20 protein-coding genes and 3 pseudogenes are annotated in these 23038 nt (G+C 65.7%); 16 read left to right on the forward strand and 7 right to left on the reverse strand.

Features of this window, described 5'->3' with window-relative positions; genetic code table 11:
• Positions 1–26: 26 nt before the first annotated feature.
• Positions 27–1493 (reverse strand): MFS transporter, encoded by a 1467-nt coding sequence (locus tag ACFY3D_RS11820; protein WP_389978455.1) that lies wholly within the window; start codon positions 1491–1493, stop codon positions 27–29.
• 173 nt (positions 1494–1666) lie between these two features.
• Between ACFY3D_RS11820 and ACFY3D_RS11825 the strand changes: the two genes are divergently transcribed.
• The 3 genes from ACFY3D_RS11825 (at position 1667) to ACFY3D_RS11835 (ending at position 4183) form a co-directional block, all read left to right on the forward strand.
• The gene (locus ACFY3D_RS11825) at positions 1667–2386 is read left to right on the forward strand and encodes a TetR/AcrR family transcriptional regulator (RefSeq protein WP_389978064.1); all 720 of its coding nucleotides are present in this window, start codon (positions 1667–1669) and stop codon (positions 2384–2386) included.
• A 137-nt stretch (positions 2387–2523) separates the two neighbouring features.
• The gene (locus ACFY3D_RS11830; protein WP_389978067.1) at positions 2524–3378 is read left to right on the forward strand and encodes an enoyl-CoA hydratase/isomerase family protein; all 855 of its coding nucleotides are present in this window, start codon (positions 2524–2526) and stop codon (positions 3376–3378) included.
• Positions 3379–3382: 4 nt separating this feature from the next.
• A complete protein-coding gene (locus ACFY3D_RS11835) occupies positions 3383–4183 on the forward strand; it encodes an alpha/beta fold hydrolase (RefSeq protein ID WP_389978070.1) in 801 nt (266 codons plus the stop codon).
• 46 nt (positions 4184–4229) lie between these two features.
• Here ACFY3D_RS11835 and ACFY3D_RS11840 read toward each other — a convergent pair whose 3' ends face one another.
• From ACFY3D_RS11840 to ACFY3D_RS11850, 3 genes are read right to left on the reverse strand one after another with little or no spacing between them, the layout of a single operon-like run.
• Positions 4230–5450, reverse strand: coding sequence for an amidohydrolase family protein (locus ACFY3D_RS11840; protein WP_389978073.1), 1221 nt, complete (start codon positions 5448–5450; stop codon positions 4230–4232).
• Positions 5451–5502: 52 nt separating this feature from the next.
• Positions 5503–6900 (reverse strand): L-serine ammonia-lyase, encoded by a 1398-nt coding sequence (locus ACFY3D_RS11845; RefSeq protein WP_389978075.1) that lies wholly within the window; start codon positions 6898–6900, stop codon positions 5503–5505.
• A gap of 51 nt (positions 6901–6951) precedes the next feature.
• A complete protein-coding gene (locus ACFY3D_RS11850; protein WP_389978078.1) occupies positions 6952–8007 on the reverse strand; it encodes an Lrp/AsnC family transcriptional regulator in 1056 nt (351 codons plus the stop codon).
• Positions 8008–8098: 91 nt separating this feature from the next.
• On the opposite strand from ACFY3D_RS11850, the pseudogene ACFY3D_RS11855 reads away from it, so the two are divergent.
• From ACFY3D_RS11855 to ACFY3D_RS11875, 5 genes and pseudogenes are all read left to right on the forward strand, one after another.
• Positions 8099–8290 (forward strand): annotated as a pseudogene (locus ACFY3D_RS11855) (imidazolonepropionase); the annotation flags it as partial.
• A 41-nt stretch (positions 8291–8331) separates the two neighbouring features.
• Positions 8332–9801: an MFS transporter gene (locus tag ACFY3D_RS11860; protein ID WP_389978081.1), complete on the forward strand. Its 1470-nt coding sequence runs from the start codon at positions 8332–8334 to the stop codon at positions 9799–9801.
• A 29-nt stretch (positions 9802–9830) separates the two neighbouring features.
• Positions 9831–11021, forward strand: coding sequence for an amidohydrolase (locus ACFY3D_RS11865; protein WP_389978085.1), 1191 nt, complete (start codon positions 9831–9833; stop codon positions 11019–11021).
• Between the two features lie 121 nt (positions 11022–11142).
• A pseudogene (locus ACFY3D_RS11870) lies at positions 11143–11268 on the forward strand (ABC transporter ATP-binding protein); the annotation flags it as partial.
• A gap of 473 nt (positions 11269–11741) precedes the next feature.
• Entirely contained in the window at positions 11742–11939 is a 198-nt protein-coding gene (locus ACFY3D_RS11875) for a hypothetical protein (RefSeq protein ID WP_389978465.1), read from the forward strand.
• Positions 11940–12905: 966 nt separating this feature from the next.
• Here ACFY3D_RS11875 and ACFY3D_RS11880 read toward each other — a convergent pair.
• Positions 12906–13070 (reverse strand): annotated as a pseudogene (locus tag ACFY3D_RS11880) (helix-turn-helix domain-containing protein); the annotation flags it as partial.
• 556 nt (positions 13071–13626) lie between these two features.
• Between ACFY3D_RS11880 and ACFY3D_RS11885 the strand changes: the two are divergent.
• From ACFY3D_RS11885 to ACFY3D_RS11920, 8 genes are all read left to right on the forward strand, one after another.
• Complete coding sequence (locus ACFY3D_RS11885) at positions 13627–14100, forward strand: ATP-binding protein (RefSeq protein WP_389978088.1); 474 nt, start codon at positions 13627–13629, stop codon at positions 14098–14100.
• 131 nt (positions 14101–14231) lie between these two features.
• The gene (locus ACFY3D_RS11890; protein ID WP_389978091.1) at positions 14232–14750 is read left to right on the forward strand and encodes a hypothetical protein; all 519 of its coding nucleotides are present in this window, start codon (positions 14232–14234) and stop codon (positions 14748–14750) included.
• 717 nt (positions 14751–15467) lie between these two features.
• On the forward strand, positions 15468–15827 hold the full coding sequence (locus tag ACFY3D_RS11895; RefSeq protein WP_389978094.1) for a plasmid replication, integration and excision activator: 360 nt from the start codon (positions 15468–15470) through the stop codon (positions 15825–15827).
• A gap of 250 nt (positions 15828–16077) precedes the next feature.
• On the forward strand, positions 16078–17451 hold the full coding sequence (locus tag ACFY3D_RS11900) for an FtsK/SpoIIIE domain-containing protein (RefSeq protein ID WP_389978097.1): 1374 nt from the start codon (positions 16078–16080) through the stop codon (positions 17449–17451).
• The gene (locus ACFY3D_RS11905; protein ID WP_389978100.1) at positions 17448–17639 is read left to right on the forward strand and encodes a hypothetical protein; all 192 of its coding nucleotides are present in this window, start codon (positions 17448–17450) and stop codon (positions 17637–17639) included. Before ACFY3D_RS11900 ends, ACFY3D_RS11905 begins: the two co-directional genes overlap by 4 nt.
• Positions 17636–19324 (forward strand): replication initiator, encoded by a 1689-nt coding sequence (locus ACFY3D_RS11910; protein WP_389978103.1) that lies wholly within the window; start codon positions 17636–17638, stop codon positions 19322–19324. Before ACFY3D_RS11905 ends, ACFY3D_RS11910 begins: the two co-directional genes overlap by 4 nt.
• Before the next feature lie 58 nt (positions 19325–19382).
• Positions 19383–19637, forward strand: a complete 255-nt coding sequence (locus ACFY3D_RS11915; RefSeq protein ID WP_389978106.1) for a hypothetical protein — start codon at positions 19383–19385, stop codon at positions 19635–19637.
• Positions 19638–19676: 39 nt separating this feature from the next.
• Positions 19677–20198, forward strand: a complete 522-nt coding sequence (locus tag ACFY3D_RS11920; protein ID WP_389978109.1) for a hypothetical protein — start codon at positions 19677–19679, stop codon at positions 20196–20198.
• Between the two features lie 854 nt (positions 20199–21052).
• Here ACFY3D_RS11920 and ACFY3D_RS11925 read toward each other — a convergent pair.
• Entirely contained in the window at positions 21053–21367 is a 315-nt protein-coding gene (locus ACFY3D_RS11925) for a hypothetical protein (RefSeq protein WP_389978112.1), read from the reverse strand.
• 56 nt (positions 21368–21423) lie between these two features.
• Positions 21424–22989, reverse strand: a complete 1566-nt coding sequence (locus tag ACFY3D_RS11930; protein WP_389978115.1) for a recombinase family protein — start codon at positions 22987–22989, stop codon at positions 21424–21426.
• Positions 22990–23038: the final 49 nt, after the last annotated feature.

Genomic DNA, 23038 nt, shown 5'->3' on the forward strand with positions numbered 1-23038 from the left:
GAGGATGCTCTTGTCGCGGGCAGGGCTCAGGCGGGCTGGGCCGCGTTTCCGTGCGTTGTGCCACGGTCGTGTGGTCGACGGCGGGAGATCGCCAGCGCGACGATGGTCGCGACGGCGAACAGCACGAGCATCACGAGGATGTAGAGGGAGACTCCCGCCGCGGAGTTCACCGGCTCGCCGTTGCCGGTGAGGGAGGTCGCCCGGAGGATGCTTCCTCCGATGATGTTGAGGATCACAGCGCCGACACCAAGCATTACCTGGACCAGAGCGGCCACGATTCCCTGTTTCTCCTCGCTCACCAGGGTTGTCGACAGGTTGAACCCGGAGGTGACCACGGCCCCGGCGGTGAAGCCGAGGAGTCCGGCGGAGATGACGGCGGGGAGGAAAACGGAGGTGGAGAACAGCAGCCCGAGTGTGGCGAATGTGCCAATGACCATTCCGCCGGCGAGTGTGCGGGCTGGGCCGATCCGTCCGGCGAGCCATCCGGCGAGGATCCCGCCTGTCATGGCGCCGAAGGACGGCACGGCGAAGAGCAAGCCGAGCGCCCCCGACGCGCCGGCGAGCCCGTACCCCAGCCCTTCGTCCACGGGGGTCTGTGCGATCAGCCCGACTAGCTGAAGGAGTGCCTGGTAGGCGCCGGCACCGAGCACAACGACCACCAGGGTGGCTACGACAGGACGAGTAAGCATCCGCAGATCGATGACGGGTTCGGGCAGGCGCAGCGCCGTCAGGACCCATGCGCCAAGGAGGACGATCCCGACAATAAGCAGGGCGATCATGCCGGCGCTCATCCAGCCCAGGTCATGGCCCAGGCTGATGTACGCCAGGATGCCCGCGAGGCCCGTCCCGAGAAGCACGGCGCCGGCGACGTCCACGCGGCTTCTCACCTTGATCGGCGACTCGGGCAAGAAGATGCGGACGGTCAGCGCAGCGAGGAACGCGAGCACGGCGGACACGACGAAGACCGAGCGAAAACCGTACGCACCTACGACGATCTCGAAGAGGAAGGGCGAGACGATGCCAAGGACCGCGGAGCCAGAGGTGACGATGCCGACGGACGTCATACCGACGCGGGGCGGGAAGACCTGGCGGATGAACACGACGGTGATGAACACGGAGCCGACGGCGGCGCCTTGAATCACGCGGCCGACCAGGAAGATCCCGATGTTGGGGGCCAGGAGGCAGACCAGCGCGCCGATGCCGCCCACGAGTAGTGCGAGGACGAGCATTCGGCGTTTGCCGAAGACATCGGCGCTCTTGCCGAGGAGCGGTGCCCACATCGCGCCGGCGAGGATCGCACTGGCGTTGAGCCACGCGCTCTGGTCGGTTTCGAAGAACTCCGACATCTGCGGCAGCACGAGCAATGGTGCGACGACGACCGTGTCAACCAGCGTGTTGGCGACGATTAGGATGGTGACCCACCAGAGGATCCGACCGCTCCACCCGCTGCCTGGAGTCTCGGTCTCGGAGAGGCTCGTGGGTGTCTGAGTCATGGCCACTTCCCTGAATCTGGACTCGATCGGGGCATCGATCTGAGATTCCGGACATTGTCGGCCTGCCCGGCTAACGCCCCTAGCGTTTGCAGGAAAGTGGCCATGGTTGGCGACTCGACGCGGGAAACTGCCGGGATTGAGCATCTTGCGAACGTTTCGGGCGACATCGTTGCATGATCGTCTGGTCACTACGATCGGGAGTCGCCGACGAGAAGCGGAGGGAGAGTCATCGATGCGGCCGTGCCGGTCGACAGAACACGCAGGTGGGCCGGATCCGCGTCGATGCGACGAGAATGAGTGCAGAACTACAACCGGCACGCCGGCCGGGGGGCCGCACGCGGCTGGTCAGCAAGCGTCTGTGGGCGGCCACGCTCGAGATCCTGGCCGAGAAGGGGGTTGACGGCCTCCAGTACGAGGACCTCGCCGCGCGAGCACAGGTCGCTCGGGCGACGGTGTACCGACGTTGGCCGAATCGAGGGGACCTGTTCCGCGACATACTCGCGCGGTTCGCGGAGACCTTTGTCCCCCTCCGCGACTCCGGTGACATCCACGACGATCTGGTCGCGTTCGTCTGTGCCTTCGCCGAGGCCTCCGCCACTCCGGAAGGTCGCGCGGTCCTGCAAATCCTGATGCGGAAGGCCGACGAGAGCGACGGCCTGCGCGAGATAGGCCTGGAACTCCTTGAGCGGCGCACGGATGATCTGCAACTCCGGCTCGATGCGGCAGCGGCCCTTGGTCAGCTTCCGGCCGTCGATGCGCGTTTCGTGAACATGATGCTCGCCGGACCTGTGCAGTGGTTCCTTGTCCGCCGGACTCGACCATTCACCAGAGACGACGCGGACAAGATCGTCGGCATGGTCCTCGCCGGTTTGCGGCAAGGAGGTGCCGTATAGGTCGCGAAATCTTCGCGGGCGCGCGTTCAAGTACCGTTCTCTGCGCACCGCGTGGCGGAGACCGACCGACCGCAGTTAAAGAGATACTTTGTCTCATTAACGAGCGAGGTCGGCTCGCTTCGGCGAAAGGAGCCATGATGGCGAATGCGTCCAGCTTCGGATGGGCCGGTCACGTGCCCCCCACGACGTTTGAGGAGTACTCCGAGAGGTACGCGGCGTTCTTCAAGATGCGTCGCGAGAACGGGATCATCGAGCTGCGGCTCCACACCGACGGCGGACCGTACGTCCACAACTGGGCTGCCCACAACGCGTGGAGCCGCGTGTGGCAGGACGTGGGCAACGACTCCGAGAACCACGTGCTCATCATCACCGGCACGGGCGAGACCTGGTTCCAGGGCGACCCGCGACAGACGTGGCCGAAGCCGCTGGTCGAGGAGGAGCCCGACTTCATCTTCCAGCAGACGATCGACGCCTGGAAGCTGATCGAGAACTTCGTCAACAACATCGACATCCCCACGATCGCCGCGGTGAACGGGCCAGGCATTCACACCGAGTTCGCACTCATGTGCGACGTCACCCTGGCCGCCGAGGACGCGGACTTCATGGATCCCCATTTCATGGTCGGCACCGCCCCCGGTGACGGTCTCGCGCTCGCGCTGCAGCATCTCATGGGGAGCAAGCGCGCCGCCTACGCGATCTACGGGGGCACCTCCATCCCGGCACCCAAGGCGCTTGAGTACGGGCTCGTGAGCGACGTCCTGCCCCGCGAGGAACTGCTGCCCAAGGCATGGGAGCTCGCGCGCGACATCATGAAGCGGCCGCGATTCGCACGATGGGCGACGCACAACATCGTCAACCGCCCCTGGCGCAAGCTCGTCGCGGAGGACTTCGGTTTCCACTTCTCGCTGCAGTCGCTCGCGACGGTCGGGTCGAAGGCGTTGATCCCCGCCCCTGATCTGGTCGCGGACGCACGCCAGCGCAAGATCTGGTGAGACGGTGACCGAAGGTGAGGGTTCGGTCACCGTTACCAACGGTGGCCGCACTTCCTTCCGGATCGACGGAGTGGGGCCCCCGGTTGTCCTCGTCCACGGACTGCAGATCGGGCAGGACCTCTTCGACGCATTCCGCCGTTACCTCATCGACACGTTCACGGTCGTAACGTACGATCAGCGCGATCGGGGTGCCAGCGTCTTCGCCCCGGAGCCGTACACGATCGACGATCTCGCTGACGATCTCGCCGCGCTGATCTCAGCTCTCGGCTTCGACCAGGCCCACGTCCTGGGCACCTCCTACGGGGGAATGATCGCGCAGGCGTTCGCACTGCGGCATCCGAATCGATTGGACCGGCTCATCCTCGGCTCCACGAATCGGTTCCCCTTCGATCCCGCCCGGCTTCCTGACGGCGTCCGTGCCCTTCTCGGGGCGCTTGAAACGGGCGATCACGCGCGAGCCCGAGCTCTTCTGGCTCAGATGGCCCCCGCCGTCGGCCGCGCCGCTGCGAGACCGCGGGATTCGGAAGGGGAGACGCCGGAGTCCGCGAGCGAGCAGCTCGTGCGACGGTTTGCCGCCACGCGCGGGTTCGACACGCGTGGCCTTCTCGGCTCCGTCACGTCGCCGACCCTCGTGGTGCACGGTCGACGGGACGCAACGATACGGGTCGCCGACGTCCTGGCGATGGCGGACGAGATCCCCGGCGCCAGCGTTCTGCAGCTCGCGGACGCGGGTCACGCATGGGAGAACGAACGACCCGAATCGGCCGCCGCGCTGATCGCGGCCTTCCTGACCGGCTCGGATTAGTACAGGGAACGGATCCCCGCCGGGGATCCGTTCCCTGTACGAGTTCTCAGCGGACGCGAACACCCGCGAGCCACACCTGACGGATCCGGCCGCGAAGGTCTCGAAGATCGAGCAGGTCGCCGTCCACGACGACGATGTCAGCCAGCCCGCCCGGCTCGATAACGCCGAGATCGTCGTGCCCGAGCAGCTTCGCCGCGCTCGACGTCGCGGCTCGCCACGCCTCGATCGCCGACATGGAGGACGCCTCGGTCATGAGTCCCAGCTCGTCCAGGTTACTGGCGGACGGGCTCCAGTACGGCGGGGTATCCGTTCCCATCGCGATCTTCACGCCGGCGTTGACCGCCAGCGCGAAACTCGCGCGGTGAGCCTCGAGCGCCTCTTGGGCGAGCGCGAGACTTTCGGCCGGTATCGGCACCCCGCTTGCCGCCGCATCGATGATGGCACGCGTCGCCGAGAGCGTCGGGACCAGCCAGGCCTCGTTCTTCAGCATGAGGGCGACCGCCTCGTCATCGAGATAGTAGCCGTGCTCGATCGAGCGAACCCCGTGACGCAATGCCGCTTTGATCCCCTCGGTCCCCTGCGCGTGAGCGAAGACGTAGGTTTCGGCTGCCGCAGCCTCCGCCACGATGGCTGCGAGCTCGTCGTCACGGAAGTGTGAATGCCGAGGATTGTCTCCCAGCGACATGACCCCGCCGGTCGTAGCGATCTTAATCACGTCGGCGCCGGCGCGCAGGACCTCCCGGACGCCACGCCGAACGCCGCCGGGGCCGTCCACGCCGTCGATGATCGAGCGTGGTCGGCCGGGATGCTCGAGCATCATCGGCACCGAGCGTTCTCCGCCCGATGGGAGATGCAGATCGCTGTGCCCTCCGGTCTGTGACAGCATCACGATGGCGATCTGCAGCCGCGGCCCCTCGATGAGCTTGCGCTCGATCGCCTGCTTGATGCCGAGGTCCGCCCCCGCAGCGTCTCGCGCGGAGGTGATGCCCTGGTCCAGTAGCAGGGACAGATTGCGACCGGCTTCGAAGTACTGAAGCGAGAAGGCTTGCTGTTCGGTGCGCGCGACGTTGAGATCGCGCGCCATCACGTGGACGTGACAGTCGAACAGGCCCGGAACGATCGACATTCCGGTGCAGTCGACGACCTCGTCGCCATCCAGGTCCACGCCTATCGCGACGACGCGGTCACCGGCCACGGCGACATCGGCGTCGGAGACGGACGTGCCATCGAAGACGACACCGTTCTTGAACACGGTACGGGAGTGCATGTGGGCTCGCTTCTTCTGGACTGATGATCCGGCTGGGGCGTATTGGCGCCGATCAGCATTCGACGACGTTGACGGCGAGGCCGCCGCGGGCGGTTTCCTTGTATTTGTCGCTCATATCCGCACCGGTCTCCCGCATAGTCGCGATGACCTGGTCAAGGGAGACGTGGTGTTCGCCGTCCCCCCAGAGCGCCATGTTCGCGGCGTTGATGGCTTTGGCCGCGGCGATGGCGTTGCGTTCGATGCACGGGATCTGGACGAGTCCGCCGATAGGGTCGCAGGTGAGGCCGAGATTGTGTTCCATGGCGATCTCGGCGGCGTTCTCGACCTGCTGGGGGGTACCCCCGAGGATCTCGGCAAGGCCGGCGGCGGCCATCGACGAGGCGGAGCCGACCTCGCCCTGGCAGCCGACCTCTGCGCCGGAGATGGACGCGTTCGCCTTGTAGAGGGTGCCGATCGCCGCGGCGGTGAGCAGGAACCGTTGGACAATGTCGTCTTCGCCGGTGGTCGTGGACCGGCCGGCCGGCGTGTAGTGCAAGGCGTAGTACAGCACGGCGGGGATGATGCCCGCGGCACCGTTCGTAGGTGCCGTGACGATACGTCCTCCGCTCGCGTTCTCCTCGTTCACGGCGAGGGCGACGAGGTTGACGCGTTGCTGCCAGTATCCGTTGGCGTGGTCGGGGTCTTCCGCGGCGAGACGGGCGGCCCATTCCCCGGCGCGGCGACGTACGCCAAGACCGCCGGGCAGAATGCCGTCGCGGGCGATCGACGAGCGGACACACGACTCCATGACATCCCACAGACCTCGCAGTAAGTGCCGGATGTCGGTTTCCGAGCGCAGGACCCGTTCGTTCGCCATCATTACCTCGGCGATGCTGAACCCGGTCTCCTCGCAGATGGTGAGCAGCTCGGCCGCGGTGCGGAACGGAAAGGGCCGACGCGCCGCCGGAGGTCCGGCGTTTTCCTCGTCACCGTCACGCACGACGAAGCCGCCACCGATCGAGTAGTACGTATCCGTGGCAAGCTCCGCGCCGGTGGAGTCGAACGCGGTGAAGGACAGCGCGTTGCTGTGCCGGGCGCGGACCGTCAGCGGGCGGAGGATGAAGTCTTCGACGCGGCAGTGGATGCGATGACGGCCGCCGAGAGCGACAAACCCTGTGTCTTCGATCACGGCGAGCTTCGCGGTGATCTCCGCTGGGGTCACCGCATCGGGCCGGACTCCCTCCAGCCCGAGGAGCACGGCACTGAATGTGCCATGTCCGGCACCGGTCGCGGCGAGGGAACCGAAGATCTCCACGCGTACCTTGTCCACCCGATCGATGATCGTCTCGCCCGTGAGACGATCAACGAACTCGGCAGCGGCTCTCATGGGGCCCACCGTGTGCGAACTCGAAGGGCCGATACCGATCGTGAAAAGGTCGAACACGCCGACAGTTGGCTCCGAGACAGTCATGAATGAGGACCGTACGCACCATGGCGGTCCCGATCCATCCGATGCAGGTTTCTATCGCAGAGGCGCTCCCGCATGCGGGAAAGACATCGGAAGCGGCGTAAAATCGCCGGTTGCATTCCCGTTCGCGTCGAGGTGGCGCCCCTCCTTCTTGAGCGTCCGCAGCACCAACGATCGATCCGCGATAGCCACTTCCGGGATGTTCTCCTCGATCGCCACCTCGAGCCTCTGAATGTCCGCCAGCGTCTTCATCCAGACGGAGAGGACGAGATTGGACGGGCCGATTGTCGAGGCGGCGAGGCGGACCTCGCTGATGCCGGCGAGGACCGTCCCCGCCCGAGCGGTCAACCTGGCAGGGACCCGCAGGAAATACCATGCGTGCACGGGCCAGCCGGAGTACGCCCGCGCGAGGTCGAGACGAACCGTCAGGCGGCCGCTACTCGCCAGCGAAGCCATGGTCTCCCGCACGCGCCGCTCACCGACATCGAGAACCCTCGCCATCGAGGCGATGGTCACACGCCCGTTCACACCGAGCAGTTTCAGGAGCTCACGCTCAAGTTGGGAGTCGATGCGCGCCGGTTCGGGCGCGTCGGCCGAGACCGTGCGTTTGACCGCGGCGACCTCGGCGGCGCTCAGCGAGCGGAGTCGCCACTGACCCGCGTCGGTAAACGGCGAGGAGAGGAGATGTGTCCGCGTCGCGCGGACGCCCTCAAGCCGACGCATCCGGGTCATGACGTATTCGCCGAGGGCGTCCAGGCTCTCGGCGCCCGCGATGACCAGCATGTCGCGGCCGCCTGCTGTGAGGTCGACGGTGAACGACTCCCGGTCGGCCGCCAATGCCTGAGCGATCTCAAGGGTCGAACCAGGGTGGGATTCCACTTCGAGGATCGCGAAGGGTCCGCGAGCGTCAGCCCCCGGATGCCCGGAGACCCAGGCAAGGCCGTCGCCGGACAAGCGTTCCCAGCGGCGGGAAAGCGTCACCGAATCCACTCCCACGATTGGTGCGATCGCCGCCCATCGCGCCCGAGGATGGATCTGAAGCGCGTGGATCAGTCGCCTGTCGATCTCATCCAGGCCGCGAATCTGCGGATTAATGTCTTTTTTGTCCATAAACTGTCACTTTAGTGTCGTTGGTGTACGACTATCAGCACATAACCGGACTGAAATAGTTTGATCATGATCTCGGCGATACGGTCACCGCGAGGACGTGGAGAACCTCGGCGGCACGCTTGTTACGCCGGGCCTGATCGACGCCCGCACCCACCTCGTCTACCCGGGCAACCGCGACGCCGAGCGCGATCATCGCGGCCGGTGGCGGCATCGGCTCCACCGTCACCGTGACACGCGGCACCGCCCCGTGAACCTGCGCGACGGCGTGCGCGAGCGCCTGCGTGAGACGAAGCGTCTATGTCCGCGCTGACACTGGAGTCATTGATGATGCGATTCGCCTTCCGCTCCCGATCGCCGTTCGGTGTCGTGGGCTTTCTGGTCGTCATGGAGCTGGGGAGCGGCATGCTGCAGGGGTGGTTCTCGCCTCTGCTCGCGGCGATCGGGCAGCAGTTCTCCGTCAGCGCGGGCTCCCTCAACTGGGTCAATGCGATGTACATGCTGGTCACGGTCGCGTGTGTCCCGATCCTGGCGAAGCTCGGGGACATGTTCGGCCACAAGCGGCTCCTCGTCGCCGCGGCGGCACTCGTTGCCGTCGGCTCGCTGGTCGTCGCTTTCGCGCCGACCTTCGAGCTGTTCCTTCTCGGTCGCGCGCTTCAGGCGCCGCTGGCGGCTTTCCTGCCGCTTGAGTTCGCGATCGTCCGCTCCCGCGACGCGAAGTCGGCAAGCAGGAACATCGGCGTCCTGGTCGGTGCCCTCACTCTCGGCGCGGCTGTTGGCTCGCTCGCCTCTGGCCTGCTGTACGCCTCGACGCAGAACCTGAACGTCGTCCTGCTGTTCCCCGCGGTCTTCATCGCCCTGTGCGTTCCGGTGGTGATCTTCCTCGTGCCCGAGACGACCGTACGCAAGAAAGGCCGCATCGACTGGGCGGGCGCGATCCTGCTCACGGCCGGTCTCCTCGCCACCCTCACGGGAATTTCGAACGGCGGCGCCTGGGGCTGGCTCGAGGCGAGGACCCTCTCTCTGGTGCTCGGCGGCGTCGCCGTGCTCACGCTCTGGGTGTTCGTGGAGCGCCGGGTGGAGAACCCCCTGGTCGATCTGTCAATGCTGGCGAAGAGCGGCATCGGCCTGCCGATCGTCGTATCCGCCCTCTTCGGAGCGCAGACCTACGGCGGGCAGACCGCGAGCTTCCTCTGGCTTCTCAGCGATCCGGCCCGGGAGGGATACGGACTCGGTCTGCCCCCGGCCGGTGCCGGCGCCATCATCGTGCTCTACGCGATCGCCGCGTTCGCCGGGACGCTGCTCGGCGAACGCCTTGCGCGGTGGGTCACCCCGCCGAGAGCCGTCGCGCTGGCCGGCGTCGTCGCGGGGGTGAGCTTCGCCCTCATGATCATCTTCTCCGGGTCGGCGGCGATGTTCATCGGTTGGATGGCCTTGGGCGGTCTTTCCGCCGGTGTCCTCCTCGCCGTCCTCCCCTCGATCGTGGTGCGCAACGCACCCGCCGATTCCGTGGGCATCGCCTCGGCGTTGTTCAACACCGCGCGCACTGCGGCGGGCGCGGTCGCGGGCGCCGTCTTCGCGCTGGTGATGTCCCTCTTCGTCACCACGCGGAGCGTCGAAGGATCGACCGCGGTGAGTTCGACGCCCCTGTCGTTCTTCGCCGTCTGGGGGATCTGCCTGGCGATCTCCCTGGCGCTCTCCGCCCTCGCCCTGCGAATGCGCGTGGCGAGAGAACCTGACACCGACGAGACATCCACCGTCGAATCCCCCACCGCCGAACCGATCGAGGAAAGATGACCATCGCAAAACGCCCTTCCCATCCGGAATTGTCCAACTCCGTCCGGGAGGCAATCCTCGCCTCCCGGACGGAATGGGAGGAGTCCGCGATCGCACTCAGCCGAGAGATACACCGAGTTCCCGAGATCGCCTTCCAGGAGCGCTACGCGTCGACCCTCGTCGCGCGAGAGCTCGAGGCCGCGGGCTTCGACGTCGCGATCGGCGCGTATGGACTCGACACCGCGGTCGAGGCGACCTATGGGAGCGGCGACGTGACCGTGGCGATCTGCGCCGAGTACGACGCGCTCCCCGGCATCGGTCACGCGTGTGGTCACAACATCATCGGCGCGGCAGCCGTCGGCGCGGCCATCGCACTGACGGCTGTCGCCGATCGAATCGGCCTCCGTATCAAGCTGCTCGGCACCCCCGCGGAGGAGCACGGCGGCGGAAAGGCGATCATGCTGGATGCGGGCGCGTGGGACGACGTCACGTTCTCCCTCATGGTGCACGGTGCTCCCGGCGAGGACGTCCGCTGCCTCGATGTCCGCACGCAGGCCGTGTGCCGATTGCACATCACGTTCCAAGGCCGGGCGGGACATACGGGCGGGCCCACTCCGACCAGCGACAACGCCTCGAACGCGGCGACAATCGGACTCGTCGCCCTCGGTCTGCTCCGCCAGCATCTCCCCGACGGCGTTCGCGCCAATGCGTTCGTTTCCGAGGGCGGGCAGACGACCAATGTCGTCCCCGCCGCGGCCGCCGTGCGTGTCGAGGTTCGGGCCGACACCCTTGAGGACCTGCAAGAGACACGACGACGAATTCTCACCTGCTTCGAGGGAGGAGCGACGGCGGCGGGATGCACATGGAGCTGGGATGAAGCGGAGCCGACATACGCCGACATGCGGCAGGATCCGATCCTGGCAGCCGCATGGGACCGCAGCCTTGCATCGCTCGGCCGCGAAATACACGAACGGCCGCGCCCCGCGGCCGGGTCCACCGACATGGGAAACGTGTCGCACGTGGTGCCATCGATTCACCCTCTTATCGCGGTCCTCGGGAGTACGTCCTGGCCGCACACCCCCGAGTTCACCGCGGACGCGACAGGTCCGGCCGCGGAACGTGCCGCCATCGACGGCGCCCTGGCGATGGCTCTCACCGTCGTCGACGTCGTCACGGGACCTCACCTCGGTCAACTCTCACATGAGGCGTTGCGCGCGGGTCTCGAGCCCACCGGGACGTGAGTCGGGAACGCACCGAGCGTCATCACCGGTACTGCGGTCATCGGAGGTCGGTACCACGGACACACCCATGTTGGTACTGAGGGCAGATGTCACATCGTCGACGGATTCCTAGCGTGGGGGGGTGATCGTTTCTCGGAATCTGACCAAACGCTACGGCGAGAAGACCGTCGTCGACGACCTGTCGTTCACTGTCCGTCCCGGGGTGGTGACCGGATTCCTCGGGCCGAACGGCGCGGGGAAGCCGACTGCCAAGATATGACCCCTAAATGTCGCTTGATTGTTATGGATCTCCGCAGGTCAAGGGCGTTGGGGGTTCAAGGTGCGCCTACCCGCACATACTCCGCCTAGCCTGCTCATCCCGTCTGCCTCGACCCATCGCGCAGCGACAGCGGGCCGGTAACGGAGGGTCAAGCCCGTCTTCGTGTGTCCCTTCGCTGGTCGCCATTCCTCGATCATGGGATGCCAACGAGTACAGACGGGCTTGACCCGTAGGCGCCGGACTGCTGGGCTCTGCCTGGGTCGTGGCAGGCGGGATGAGCAGGCGCCTACCTCAGCTACCCCGCTACCCGCGCGCCGCGCTCCTCCCTCATCCCGGAGCGGAGACCCCCGCCGGAGGCATCTTTAACGACCTGGGTCGGCTCCTCCATTGAAGTGCTCTATGAGAAGACGGCGTCCTTCGTCGGAGACGGTGTCCCCCTCAGGATGAGGCTCGTACAAGGGATGACCTCCAAGCTCGACTTCAGCGACAAGCAACACATCTTGCACGGAAACTCCGACTTCATCGGCGATTGCTTGCAACGTGTGCATAGCCGAACTCTGTTATGCGTCGAGCGTGGTCGTCAATTCTCTCGCCAGGTCAGACATTCCATGCTGGCGGGCGGCACCAATCATCATCCGCACGTCGGCAGTGATGCGTGATGAGTGGACGTTAGCTGCTCCCGTGGCTGCTTGCAGTGCTCTGGCTTCTCCTTGCGCATGCTCTCCGGCGCGTATGTCGAGCACAGCTAGGCGCGTTAGGCAACGTAGACCCGTGCGGGTGCGTCCGGAGTCCAGGCGGCCTAGCGCGGCGGTCAAGTGGTCCCGCGCTCGCTCATCTTCGTTTAGCTCGAAGAGAGCGAGTCCTAGCGCGCTGTCATGATGACCTTTCGATGCCGTGATGTGACGCGCCCAATCAGGTGCCAGTGCTGGAACCTCCCGCGTCAACGCTTCTTCTGCTCGGCCAACGTGCCTTAGTCCTGCCTCGCGCTGTCCTGCTGTCCCGCAGTGCCTAGCCGCTACAGCGTGCAGGTTGGCTTGTTCTGCGGAACTGATTCGCTCATCCCCCAGCGCCATCCGAAGGATCTCAACGCCTTCTGCTGGTTGACCCATGTCGGTGAGCACCGTGGACAGGTCGAGCATGATGTGTGCCCGCAAGTCACGATCAGGGCCGCGTGCGGCGGTATCGAGGGCGAAGGTAAGTAACTGGATCGCTTTTGGTGAGGCGCCTGCATCGTAGGTTGCCCACCCTAGACGGTCGCTCAGTAGGCCGACAGCGGAGAACAGCCGCTCCTGTGTAGTCGGTGACATGCTTTGGTCTAGGAGGCCGACCCCCCACGTGAGTGCTCCTCGCGCCATCGCGGCGGCTACATCGCCATGACGGGCGAGGTCCATGCTCATGTACAGTTCGGCTGCCTTCTCGACAGCTTCGACCTCGGCTAGACCGACGCGGGCAGGCAGTGTTCCGGTTCCCGTGAGCCCGTCGAACAGGCGGGCAAGTGGCTCTAGTGCTGCGACCCCCATGGATGCCGCTGCGATGGCACTAAGCAAGTCTCTTCGCCTCACAGCATCGACGGTACCGGCTGACGGGGAGGCATCGTTAGCACCAGGGGGTGCGGCAACCGGGACACCGAGCACCCTCTCGTAAGCCGATATCAGCGCGGGGGTCACAGAACGTTCGTTACGCTCCACGCGGCTCAAATGGCCCTTTGAGGTGCTGATTTCCTTAGCCAAAGTGTCGAGACTAACGCCTTGGGCCTCTCTCAACGCCCGTAAGTCTTTGCCGGTTGTCACGTAGGTTCATCCCTCCGGCGTAGTTGCCGCACTTAGGTTGCGGCAACCCCGCAACGGTGACTCCAGAGTTGCCTACTCCGATGCTAATAACCAGGTCGCGCGGGTGAGGTTCATACGGCGCTTTCCTTTGCGACGACAGGCAACCGAAAGCTCACAAGTCTTCTAGAACCGGCATCGCTCGCACGATTCACAAACCACACAAAGCGGACCCGCCGAAAACGACGCGACTCGTTCGGCGGGTCCTTGACCGCACATCTGGAGGTGCGCGATCCATGGGTAACCCTACGGCTGCTGGCAGTACGACACGAAATCGCCTGGAACAGCGGTACATCCATCTTGTCCGACTGGCGTGGGACCTCAGCTTGCTTGGCACAGAGACGGCGGTGGAACTTCCCCGGACGGACGAACCGCGCGTGGTGATCCCTCGCACGGTGGGGGATCTGCGGGTATTCGCTCTCGTACGTGGCGAGAGGTGGATCTTCTCGTGGGGGCGTAGTCAGTGGATCGACGCTCTCGCCGATGATGCGGCGCAGGTCATCCATAAGGCGGCGGCGCTGTGAGCCGGGAGGACGTCTACAGCGCAGTGGAGGCGATGTTCCAGCGCTGGGACGGGCTGTGCATCGTGGGAAGCCGCAACTTCGCGGGCGAGAGGCAATCGGTGGGGCGGGCTCGTAAGTGGGTGAGGGACCTGCTGAGCACACATCACGTCTCGGGGGATGTCCTGGACACCGTGACACTGCTCGTCAGTGAGGTCGTCACGAACAGCGTCCTGCACAGCGACTCAGGGAGCGACCCCGATGGGGTGATCACGGTTGCCGTGGGGCTGGGCAACGGCGTGATCCACATCGAGGTCATTGATCAGGGGTCGGCGGTCAACGTGCCGAAGATGCGGCCGACCGATGCGGAAAGTCTCAGCGGGCGGGGTCTGGACTGGGTTCATCACCTGTCTGACGGCTGGGGGTCCGATCACGACAAGGAGATAGGTCGTGCGGTCTGGTTTCACCTCGACTGGGCCGGGGCTCCCCGCTGATCTTTAGAGCCGGTGCGACGGTGCGCCATCCCCGCGCTTTATGGCCGTCGCACCTTGCCGGGGGGATCTGCATGGTGAAGGGCACATGTGGATCTCTCCGGCCCACCATTGGAAGCGTTCGAAGGTTGGAGATGCCTTACCTACTGCTTGATCGCCGGACCAACAGACGCAAGATCATCAATGGTCTCGCCTCTGGGCTGAGCTTGAGACAGGTGTGCGCGGAGGTAGGGATAAATCCGGTCACGGTGTATGTCTTCCGCCAGAGAGACCGGGAGTTCGACCGTGCCGTCATTAAGGCGGCGGGCAGACACGGCAAGACGTTGCGGTCGCTCTATGTGGGGGTGCCGCCCTACAAGGACAGGGAGTTGCAAAGGCGCATCCTTCATGACATCTCGCAGGGTGGGTGTCGAGAGGATGACCTGGCAAAGGTGGCGGCGAAGTATGGCTTCGGGCTCCGGCAGTGGTGGCGCTGGCGGACGCTGGATGAGACCTGGCGCCATAGCTTCGATCGGGCGTTGATGAGGGTCCGTGATCCTGCCCTCAATCATGGGGCGGTGAGCGCGTACAGGGCTGGCTGTCGGTGCCCTCCGTGCCGGACGGTGACGCACCCCAGGGAACGGCGGTATGAGGCGCTTGCCGAGTATCAGTGACGGGAAGCAAAGCCGGGCCTTTCCGTAGGTGGAGGGTCCGGCTTTGTCGTGTCACGGCGCTGAACAAGATCAACTAAATGAGTCCGCGGGGCCTTTTCATGATCACTACGGAGTGGAGCGGCCGGCGCCAATGCGAAGCACCCCGTAGGGGCCGCGTAGCGGTTGGGGCCGGTGGTCGGAACGGCCTATCAGCGGGTGAACCTCAACGGCTCGATGGGTGCGTCATCTACATGACGTATCGCGCGGGTGTTCGTCATCTCGTCGCGTGGGGCCTGGGGCGGCTGCGCGTGGTTGGTCGGCGGGTGCGGTTGGCTGCGGCGGGTGGGCTGTGCGGCGGGCGGCGGGGTCTGCCTGTTCCTGCCGGGCGGGCGCGGGGCGGGACCGGCGTCCACGCCGCATGCCCGGTCCCGATGTCTGTCCGGCGGGGGCGGGCACGCCCCGCCGGGCGGCGGCGCGGAGCGCTGCCGCCTGCTTGACACTCATAAGATTAATTCGGCAATCGTGGCGAATCGGTTTGCGGTTGTCTCTAATGGTGCGTTAAGGATATGCCCTGCTAATAAGTGATTCGGGAACCTTATGTGACGCTTATTCGTTATCCGGGTACAAGTTCAACAGGGTGACGAGAGGGGTTACACGTTGGCACTACAGGGTCCGATCCCTGTATCCCATCAGTCCGTTTTTCCCCACGGCTGTTATGTCGTGGGCGAGGTAAGTCCGGTGCTCGACTTCGACGCGAGCACCAAGGATCGCCCGGTCTATCAGCGCGATAAGACGACGGGTGACCTGATCTGGGCAGTCCCTGTGATGGACGGTGATCCCAGTCTCAAGGCGGCGGCTAAGTCTGTCGCGATCAAGGTGATTTCCCCGGTGGAGCCGGTGATTCCCCCGGTTCCTCCCGCTATGGCGGGGCTGCCATTCGTGCCGGTCGAATTCGAGGGCCTGACGGTCACGCCGTGGATCAACGGCGACGGTGAGCGGGCTCGTATCGCGTACTCGTTTCGGGCGAGTGGGTTGCGTGGGGTGACCCTTCCTGGTCCTGGTGGCGCGGCGGGTAAGGGCGGTAAGGACGCCGGGTAGCGGCGTATGGCGGGGCTGGCTGCGGTCGGGCGTGCGGGGGCACGCTGACGGCGTGAGGCGCGGCGCCCCTTAATTCGCAGTGCGGTGCGGGTCGCCGGATCTGTCATTCCGGCGGCCCTGCATTCGGCATGGCCGCTGAGCGGCTGTTCACGAATTCATTCACTCGTCAGAGAGGGCGGTTTAGTTCGTGCTGCGCAAATTGCCGGGGGCAGAGGTGCAAGGGGTCGTCTCGACAACTCCTGATACGGCGGTGGTGTGGTCGCCCACCGTGCTCAAGACTCCCGCGATCGTCGTCATTGTCATCTGGGCGTGGCGGCTGGTGGCGGGGCTGGTCAAGACGGTGTGGCGTCATCCGGTGGCGTGCTTGCTGGTGGGCGGGGTGTCGGCGGGGCTGTACTGGGGCGGCTGGTATAACACGCTGGCGATCGGCGGGGGGCTGGTCTGCGTGGTCTCGACCTGGGCGGGGCTGTGGCCTCAGGCGGGGATGCGCCTGTTGTGGTGGCCTGCGGTGAGCTGGTGGCGCTGGGTGTGGATCTACCGGCGCAAGTGGCGCGGCGTGGTCGCGGTCGCGGGTCTGGGGCGGTCGGTGCGGGGGCGCGGGTATGCGCCGGACCTGCGGCGGGTGGTCTCGGATCGGTGGTGCGATCGGGTCACGGTGCGGATGCTCGACGGGCAGAGCGATGAGGAGTACGCCGACGCGCAGGCGAATCTTGCGCATGGGTTCGGCGCGGTGGGCTGCCGGGTCTCCTCGCCTGCTCCGGGCTGGGTGACGCTGACCCTTCCCCGGCGCGATGCGCTGGCGCGGGTGGTGCCCGCACGCCCGTACCCGGCCTATCCAGAGGTCGAGACGGTCGATGTCGGGGCGGGTGAGGACGGGCGTCCGTACCGGCTGAAGGTGCACGGGACGCATGTGCTGATCGCGGGGGCGACGGGCGCGGGCAAGGGGTCGTGGTTGTGGTCGATGGTGCGGGGTCTGCTGCCTGCTCGGCGGGCGAGGGTCGTGGAGCTGTGGGCGCTGGATCCCAAGCGGATGGAGCTGAGTTACGGGCGGGCGCTGTTCGATGAGTACGCGGCGACGGCTGAGGAGTGTACGGAACTGCTGGAGCATGCCGTGAAGGTCATGCAGGAGAGGGCGGATCGCTACGCGGGGGTGCGGCGCAGTCATGAGCCGACGCAGCGTGACCCGTTCGTGGTGGTGATCGTTGACGAGATCGCGTTCCTGACGGCCTACCAGACCGACAAGGGCCTGAAACTGCGGATCATGGCGGCGCTGTCCACCTTGACGACACAGGGCCGCGCGGTCGGTATCGCGGTGGTCGCGGCGCTCCAGGACCCGCGCAAAGACGTGCTGAGTATCCGGCAGTTGTTCCCCGATCGCGTCGCGCTGCGGCTGGATGAGCCGGGGCAGGTGGACATGGTGCTAGGCGACGGTGCCCGTGATCGGGGCGCGCTGGCTGATCAGATTCCCCGGCACCCGTCAGACCCGAGCGTCGGGGCGGGCGTGGCGTACGTGCGGCTGGAGAACGACCCCAACCCGGTGCGGGTGCGGGCGGCGTATGTCTCGGATGAGGAGATCCGGCGGATGGTTCTGGCCTACTCGGACGACGTGCGGGAGGCCGTGTGACGCTCTACGTGGTCCTGGTGGACCTGGCGTGCGCGACGTGTGAGGAAAGTGATCAGCTCTGGCAGGACGTGACGCTCGCGCTGATCGAGTGCCGGGCCTGCGGCACGCGGTACCTGGCTGGTGGCGTCGATGCCCTGGATGAGGGCGCGGGGTACGGGCTCGATCTGTATGACGGATGGGACGCTTGACCGTTGAGGTTGAGGCGGGGCGGGGGCTGCGGGTCCTGCGGGATTCGCGGCTCCTGACCTTGGGCGCTGCTGAGCAGATCGCCGCTACGAACGGGGTGTGTATCCGTCCGCTGCTTCACAAGCGGACGGACATCGCCACCGGTCACGCGGACGTGGTGCATGTGCCGTGCGGCGCCACGTTGGAGGCCAAGTGTCCGCCGTGTGCCAAGCGCAATCGTCAGGTGCGGCGGGCGCAGTGCCGGGAGGGCTGGCATCTGGAGGCTGAGCCGCCGGTGATCCGGGCGGGCGGTCTGGCTGTGACGGCTGAGCCGGGCGAGGGGCAGCGGTGGCTGGTCGAGATGCGCGACGACCTTCGGGCACAGCGTGAGGTGGCTGAGTCCATGGGCGCGGACACGGGCGATCTGGACGCGGCGCTTGCGGCGGTGGATCGGGAGATCGGCGCGGCGGGTGTCCGGGCGGCAGAGGCCGATGTGGTGGAGCTGGCCGACTCGGGGCCGCAGACACAACGGGTGCGCTCGACCAGGCGGCGCCAGGACGCGCCGGATCTGCCTCGTCGGGTGATGCGGGATGCGACGGTGGGGCGGAGGTATGCGGCGCCGGACGGCAAGACCTATCGCCCGTCGATGTTCCTCACGCTCACGCTGGGTTCGTACGGCAAGGTGCGCGACGGTGCACCGGTCGATCCGGACACCTACGACTATCGGCGGGCGGTGCGGGATGCGTTGCACTTCTCCCGGCTGGTGGATCGGTTCGTGCAGAACCTTCGCCGGGTGGCTGGGTGGAGCGTGCAGTACTTCGCGAGTGTGGAGGGGCAGAAGCGGGGTGCTCCTCACCTGCACATGGCGATTCGGGGCACGCTGCCTCGCGCGGAACTACGCCAGATCATCGCGGCCACCTATCACCAAGTGTGGTGGCCTGCGGCTGATGAGGTGGTGTACGACGGTGCTCGTCTGCCGGTGTGGTCGGAGGATGCGGCGGGCTACGTCGATCCGGCGTCGGGTGAGGTGCTGCCGACGTGGGATGAGGCGCTGGATCGCCTCGGTGTCGATGAGGACGCGAAGCCTCTGCACGTGGTGCGTTTCGGCGTGCAGCACGACGTACAGGGGGTGCTGGCTGGAAGCCGGGACGCTGATCAGCGGGTCCGCTACCTGAGTAAGTACCTGACCAAGAGCCTCGGTGAGACGGTGGCTGATGGCGGGAGTACGGCGCGGCGGGCTCATGTGGCGCGGCTGGTGGCTGCCCTGCGCTATGAGCCGTGCTCGGCGACGTGTTCCAACTGGTTGCGGTACGGCGTGCAGCCGAAGGGCGCGACGGAGGGCATGGCGCCGGGGTGGTGCCGGGGTAAGGCGCACCGGGCCGAACATCTTGGCTATGGCGGGCGGCGGGTGCTGGTGTCGCGTCGGTGGTCGGGCCGGTCGATGGGTGATCACAAGCGGGATCGGCGGGCCTGGGTGATGGCGGCGCTGGGGCTGGATGAGACGCCGGACGCGCACCGGTACGTATGGCGGCGGGTGGCGCTGGGCGAGGTGGAGGTGACGGCGCTGGCGGTGGGGCTGCTGCGGGAGGTGGCCCATCGTCAGCGTTGGCGGGTGGAGTTGGAGCGGCTACGGGCGCGGGCGAATGATCCGCCGCACGCTTTTGAGACGGCTGTATTAGGAAATGCCGATGTCCTGATTGGGGGGTGAAAAGGCCGCGTTAAACCGGTAGATATGTACGCACGTCAACGAGAGAGGAAGGTAGCGGGTGCGTTTCGACTTCGATGGGTTCATAGCGGGAATCCACTGGTATCAGTGGGCGATCTTCGTGGTCTTCGGGCTGATGGTGCTCGTCAAATTGGTCCGTGAGTCGGTGGAGTGGTGGCGGGATCGGAGGTGGCGGAAAACGCGCGGGTTGTCGTATGAGGATGCGGAGGATGCGCGGGAGGTGTTGGCGGATCGTCAGGCGCGGCGGGTGTGGGAGGAGCGGAACTCTAGTCTGTACCGCCATTGGCGCAGTTAGAGCGGCTAGAGCGGTCGGCACTCGTAGTCAGGGAGGTAAGTGGTGTTCGTAGCGGCGTATGAGGCCGCCTTGTGGGTCTTGTTCGTGGTCGCCATGATCGGAACGGTCAGGCATTGGCTGAAATACGGCTTCGGGTGGCGCGGGCAGGAGCGCGCAGTACTGGAGCGGATTAAGCAGAGGGAAGAGAAAAGGTTACGGGAACAGGCGAAGAAAGAGCGTATACGGCCGAGTCGTCTAGCTGAGGGGGTGGTGCATGAGCGGGCGGCAGAGTCGGGGGTGCGGTGGCCGGTGAGACCGTACGTGGTCACAACGATCAAAACCGGTTCGATCACGCCGGACCGTGATGGTTCGAGCGATGTACAGGAGTGGCTGGTGAACTGGCCGCAATTGAAGGAGTGGGGGGCGAAAGCCTCGGCGGTGCCGGGGGTTCGGGCTATGGCGGTGTATGAGGATCAGGGGGCGCGGATCAGCACCGTATGGACGTGGGAGAACGGGCGGTTAGAGAGCAAGGTCGCTTATCGCGGGTCGTGGCAGTCAGCGGTGCGGGCTCATTGCATCTAGGGGCGGTAACGGCCAAGACAACCCCTGAGAGAGAGGTGCCTCTATGCGTCTTGCTGCGGGTGGCGTCACCGATACGCATGTGCTGGTGGCCTGCATCATCATGATCGTCTTCGTGGGCGTCCACCGGTGGATTCAGCATCGGAAAGACGCAAAGTGGCGTGTGGAGAGCGGGGAGCGGGGAGCGATACGACGCTCTTAGGCCCCGTTTCGCTGACCAGTCTGCGGATCGGTACGTCGTCGGGGCTTTGGGCGGTGAGTCGCATGTGGTCGAGACGTTTGATGTGGAGGCTGTGGAACTGGCGATTAAGGAGTCGCGGCACAACGGCGGTAAGGAGGTCTATCTCTCGGGCAACGACGGTAGGACGCGGGTGTATGTGCGGGGGTATCTACAGCGGACGTTCCGTTGAGGGCGGCGGCTGCGGGCGGTAGTTGCGCCGGATAGGTGAGCGGGTCAGAGGTGATGCGCGCTAGGTAGGCGTGCGAAGCGCCTTGCCTGCTTTTGACCTGGGTGGGTGGGCGGGATGGAGACAAGGGGGACACAGCAGCGGGGTCACAAAGTGATCATGGGCAGGGGGACGGAACCGACACGAGAGAGTCGCTTCACGGGTCCATGGGCGCCCGTGCAGTCATCGGGGGCGCGGCGGCGGAGATTCTGGAGGCGGTGCGTGAACAAGCTCGGCGGGATGCTCGGGCGGCATCTGCGGGAGATCGGCAGGAACGTAACCAAGCGTTGACGGTGCTGGTACGCCAGATGCGCCATGTAAGGCAGGCTAGGCGGCTGGCTTCCTGAGACGGCGGCGATGCCCCGGACCCTAGAACCTAAGGCGGGAGGGTCCGGGGCTTTGTCGTGCCTGCTAGGCGCGTTGCCACCTGGAAGGAAGCCCGCGTAGGACGTAGTGGCCTGGCTCGAACTGGCCGGTTTGAAGCACGATCTGTAGGGCTAGCGTGCACTCGGCGAACAGCCGGTCATAGCGGGCTTTGTCGGCGTCGCTGTGCTCCCCGGTGATGCGTCCGTCCACGATCTCGGCAATGTCGTCGTAGACGTCGCTGTTGCCAAAGGGCCGCTTGTGCGACAGGCCAGGGGCTCCGCCTCGGTCGTCACCTACCCATGATGTGTGACCTCGGCGCAAGAGGGCGATGTGCTCGGGGAGCATGATGAATTCATCCATGAACTCGATCTCTCTCCATGTCTCGTACGGGCTGCGGTGCATGGTCTTGCCCTCTCCTATCGACCGATGATCGTGAACGAGTCGGCGGGGTAGTTGTCCGGCAACCACCGTCCCTTACGGGGCAACGGGTGGATGATCACCTGATCGACGTAGCGGCGAACGATCGCGGTCCGTGCCTCGACGGTGGCGGGCGTCTCGTCCAACCATGTCGCTATGAGGTCTTCTTGGCTGGTCTGGTCGCGCTGCTCCTGGGCGAGATATCCACCGATCTCACGCTTAAGCTCGTCGATCTCGTCGCGTAGCTCTCGCATGACCTGTCCGGCGTCCTCGATGCTCCACAAGCCCGACTTGGCCGCCTCCCGCGTCTTGCCGATGCGCTCTTCCCGGATGTCGATCTCCGCGCGCAACCGCTCGATCTGCTGGGGCGCGGTGGACTCGGCGGGCGCGGCGTCGTACTCCTCGGTGATCCGGGTGAGAACGTACTCTTTGATCAGATCGTCTATCCACTTCTTGTTGCGGCCTATCTTGCCGCACCCGCCGATGCCCTTCGCGCACACGTACATGTCTTGGCGGGTGCCTCCGGGCTGCTTGACCCGCAACCGTGAGGCACACAGGCCGCACCGGATGACTCCAGAGTTCGGGTGCTTGCGCTTGCCCTGACCGGGCTTGGCCAACTCGGGGTTGGAGTAGCGGTAACGGCTCGACGCCTTGCCCCGGCGCTGCGATGACGAGTAGCGGCTGACCAGCTTTTCCCACTTACCGGCGTCGATGACGGCGGGCCACGTGCCCGCTCCCACGATTTGACCGTGATGCACGCTGAGTCCCGCGCGGGTCGGTGACAGCAGGACGGACTGCACCTCATCGCGCGTAATCCATGGTGTGCCGTTCAACCGGTGGAACCCTTCGGCGTTCCAGTAGTCCATAATGGCGGTCCAGCCCAGATCGGCTAGCGCCATGTCCATAGCTTGGTCGAAGTAGTGAACGGCGCGTTCGTCCACGTGGGTGAGATAGCCGATGCCCTGCTCCGGGTCGGGCTTGAGATACCCCAGCATGTGCGTTCCGCCGTGGTGCTGGCCGGTGGCGCGGCGCTGCTGGTGGGCTCGGGTCACTCGCTCACTGATGCGCTCGGCTTCTGCGGCGTCGGCTGCTGCCAGCATCCGGCCCAACATGCGCCCGTCGGCGGTCGTCAGATCGATGGCGCCGGACATGACGGAGATCAGCCGTACTCCGGTGCGCTCCACAAGAGAGATGATCTTCTCGTACTCGGCGGGGCGGCGCGTCAGACGCGCGTTGGTGTAGTACACAACGGTGCTGATCACACCCGCCTCGACGTCCTCGATCAGCTTCTCGAAGTCCGGGCGACGCTTACGGCTCTTGGTGGACGCGCCGATGTCGTTGTCGCAGTAGCGGCGAACCTCGCTCGCCTCGGCGCGAATCGCTGCGGCTAGTGTGTCCTCTCCCTGTCGGGTGACGCCCAACTCCCGGCCTTCCCGGTCATCGGAGATCCGCAGGTAGGTAGCTGCGACTCCTTGCGGGGCGGCGGGTACCGGTCCAGAAACGGAGTCGTCGGGCGGCCAGATCCGGACTCCACCGCCGGTGATCCTCTCGGAAGCGTCGCTCATCTGATCTTCCTTCCCTTGCCTCGTTCTTTAACTCCTTAGGGGTCCTAAT

This window comes from Streptosporangium sp. NPDC000509, from assembly GCF_042898365.1.
Lineage (GTDB): Bacteria > Actinomycetota > Actinomycetes > Streptosporangiales > Streptosporangiaceae > Streptosporangium.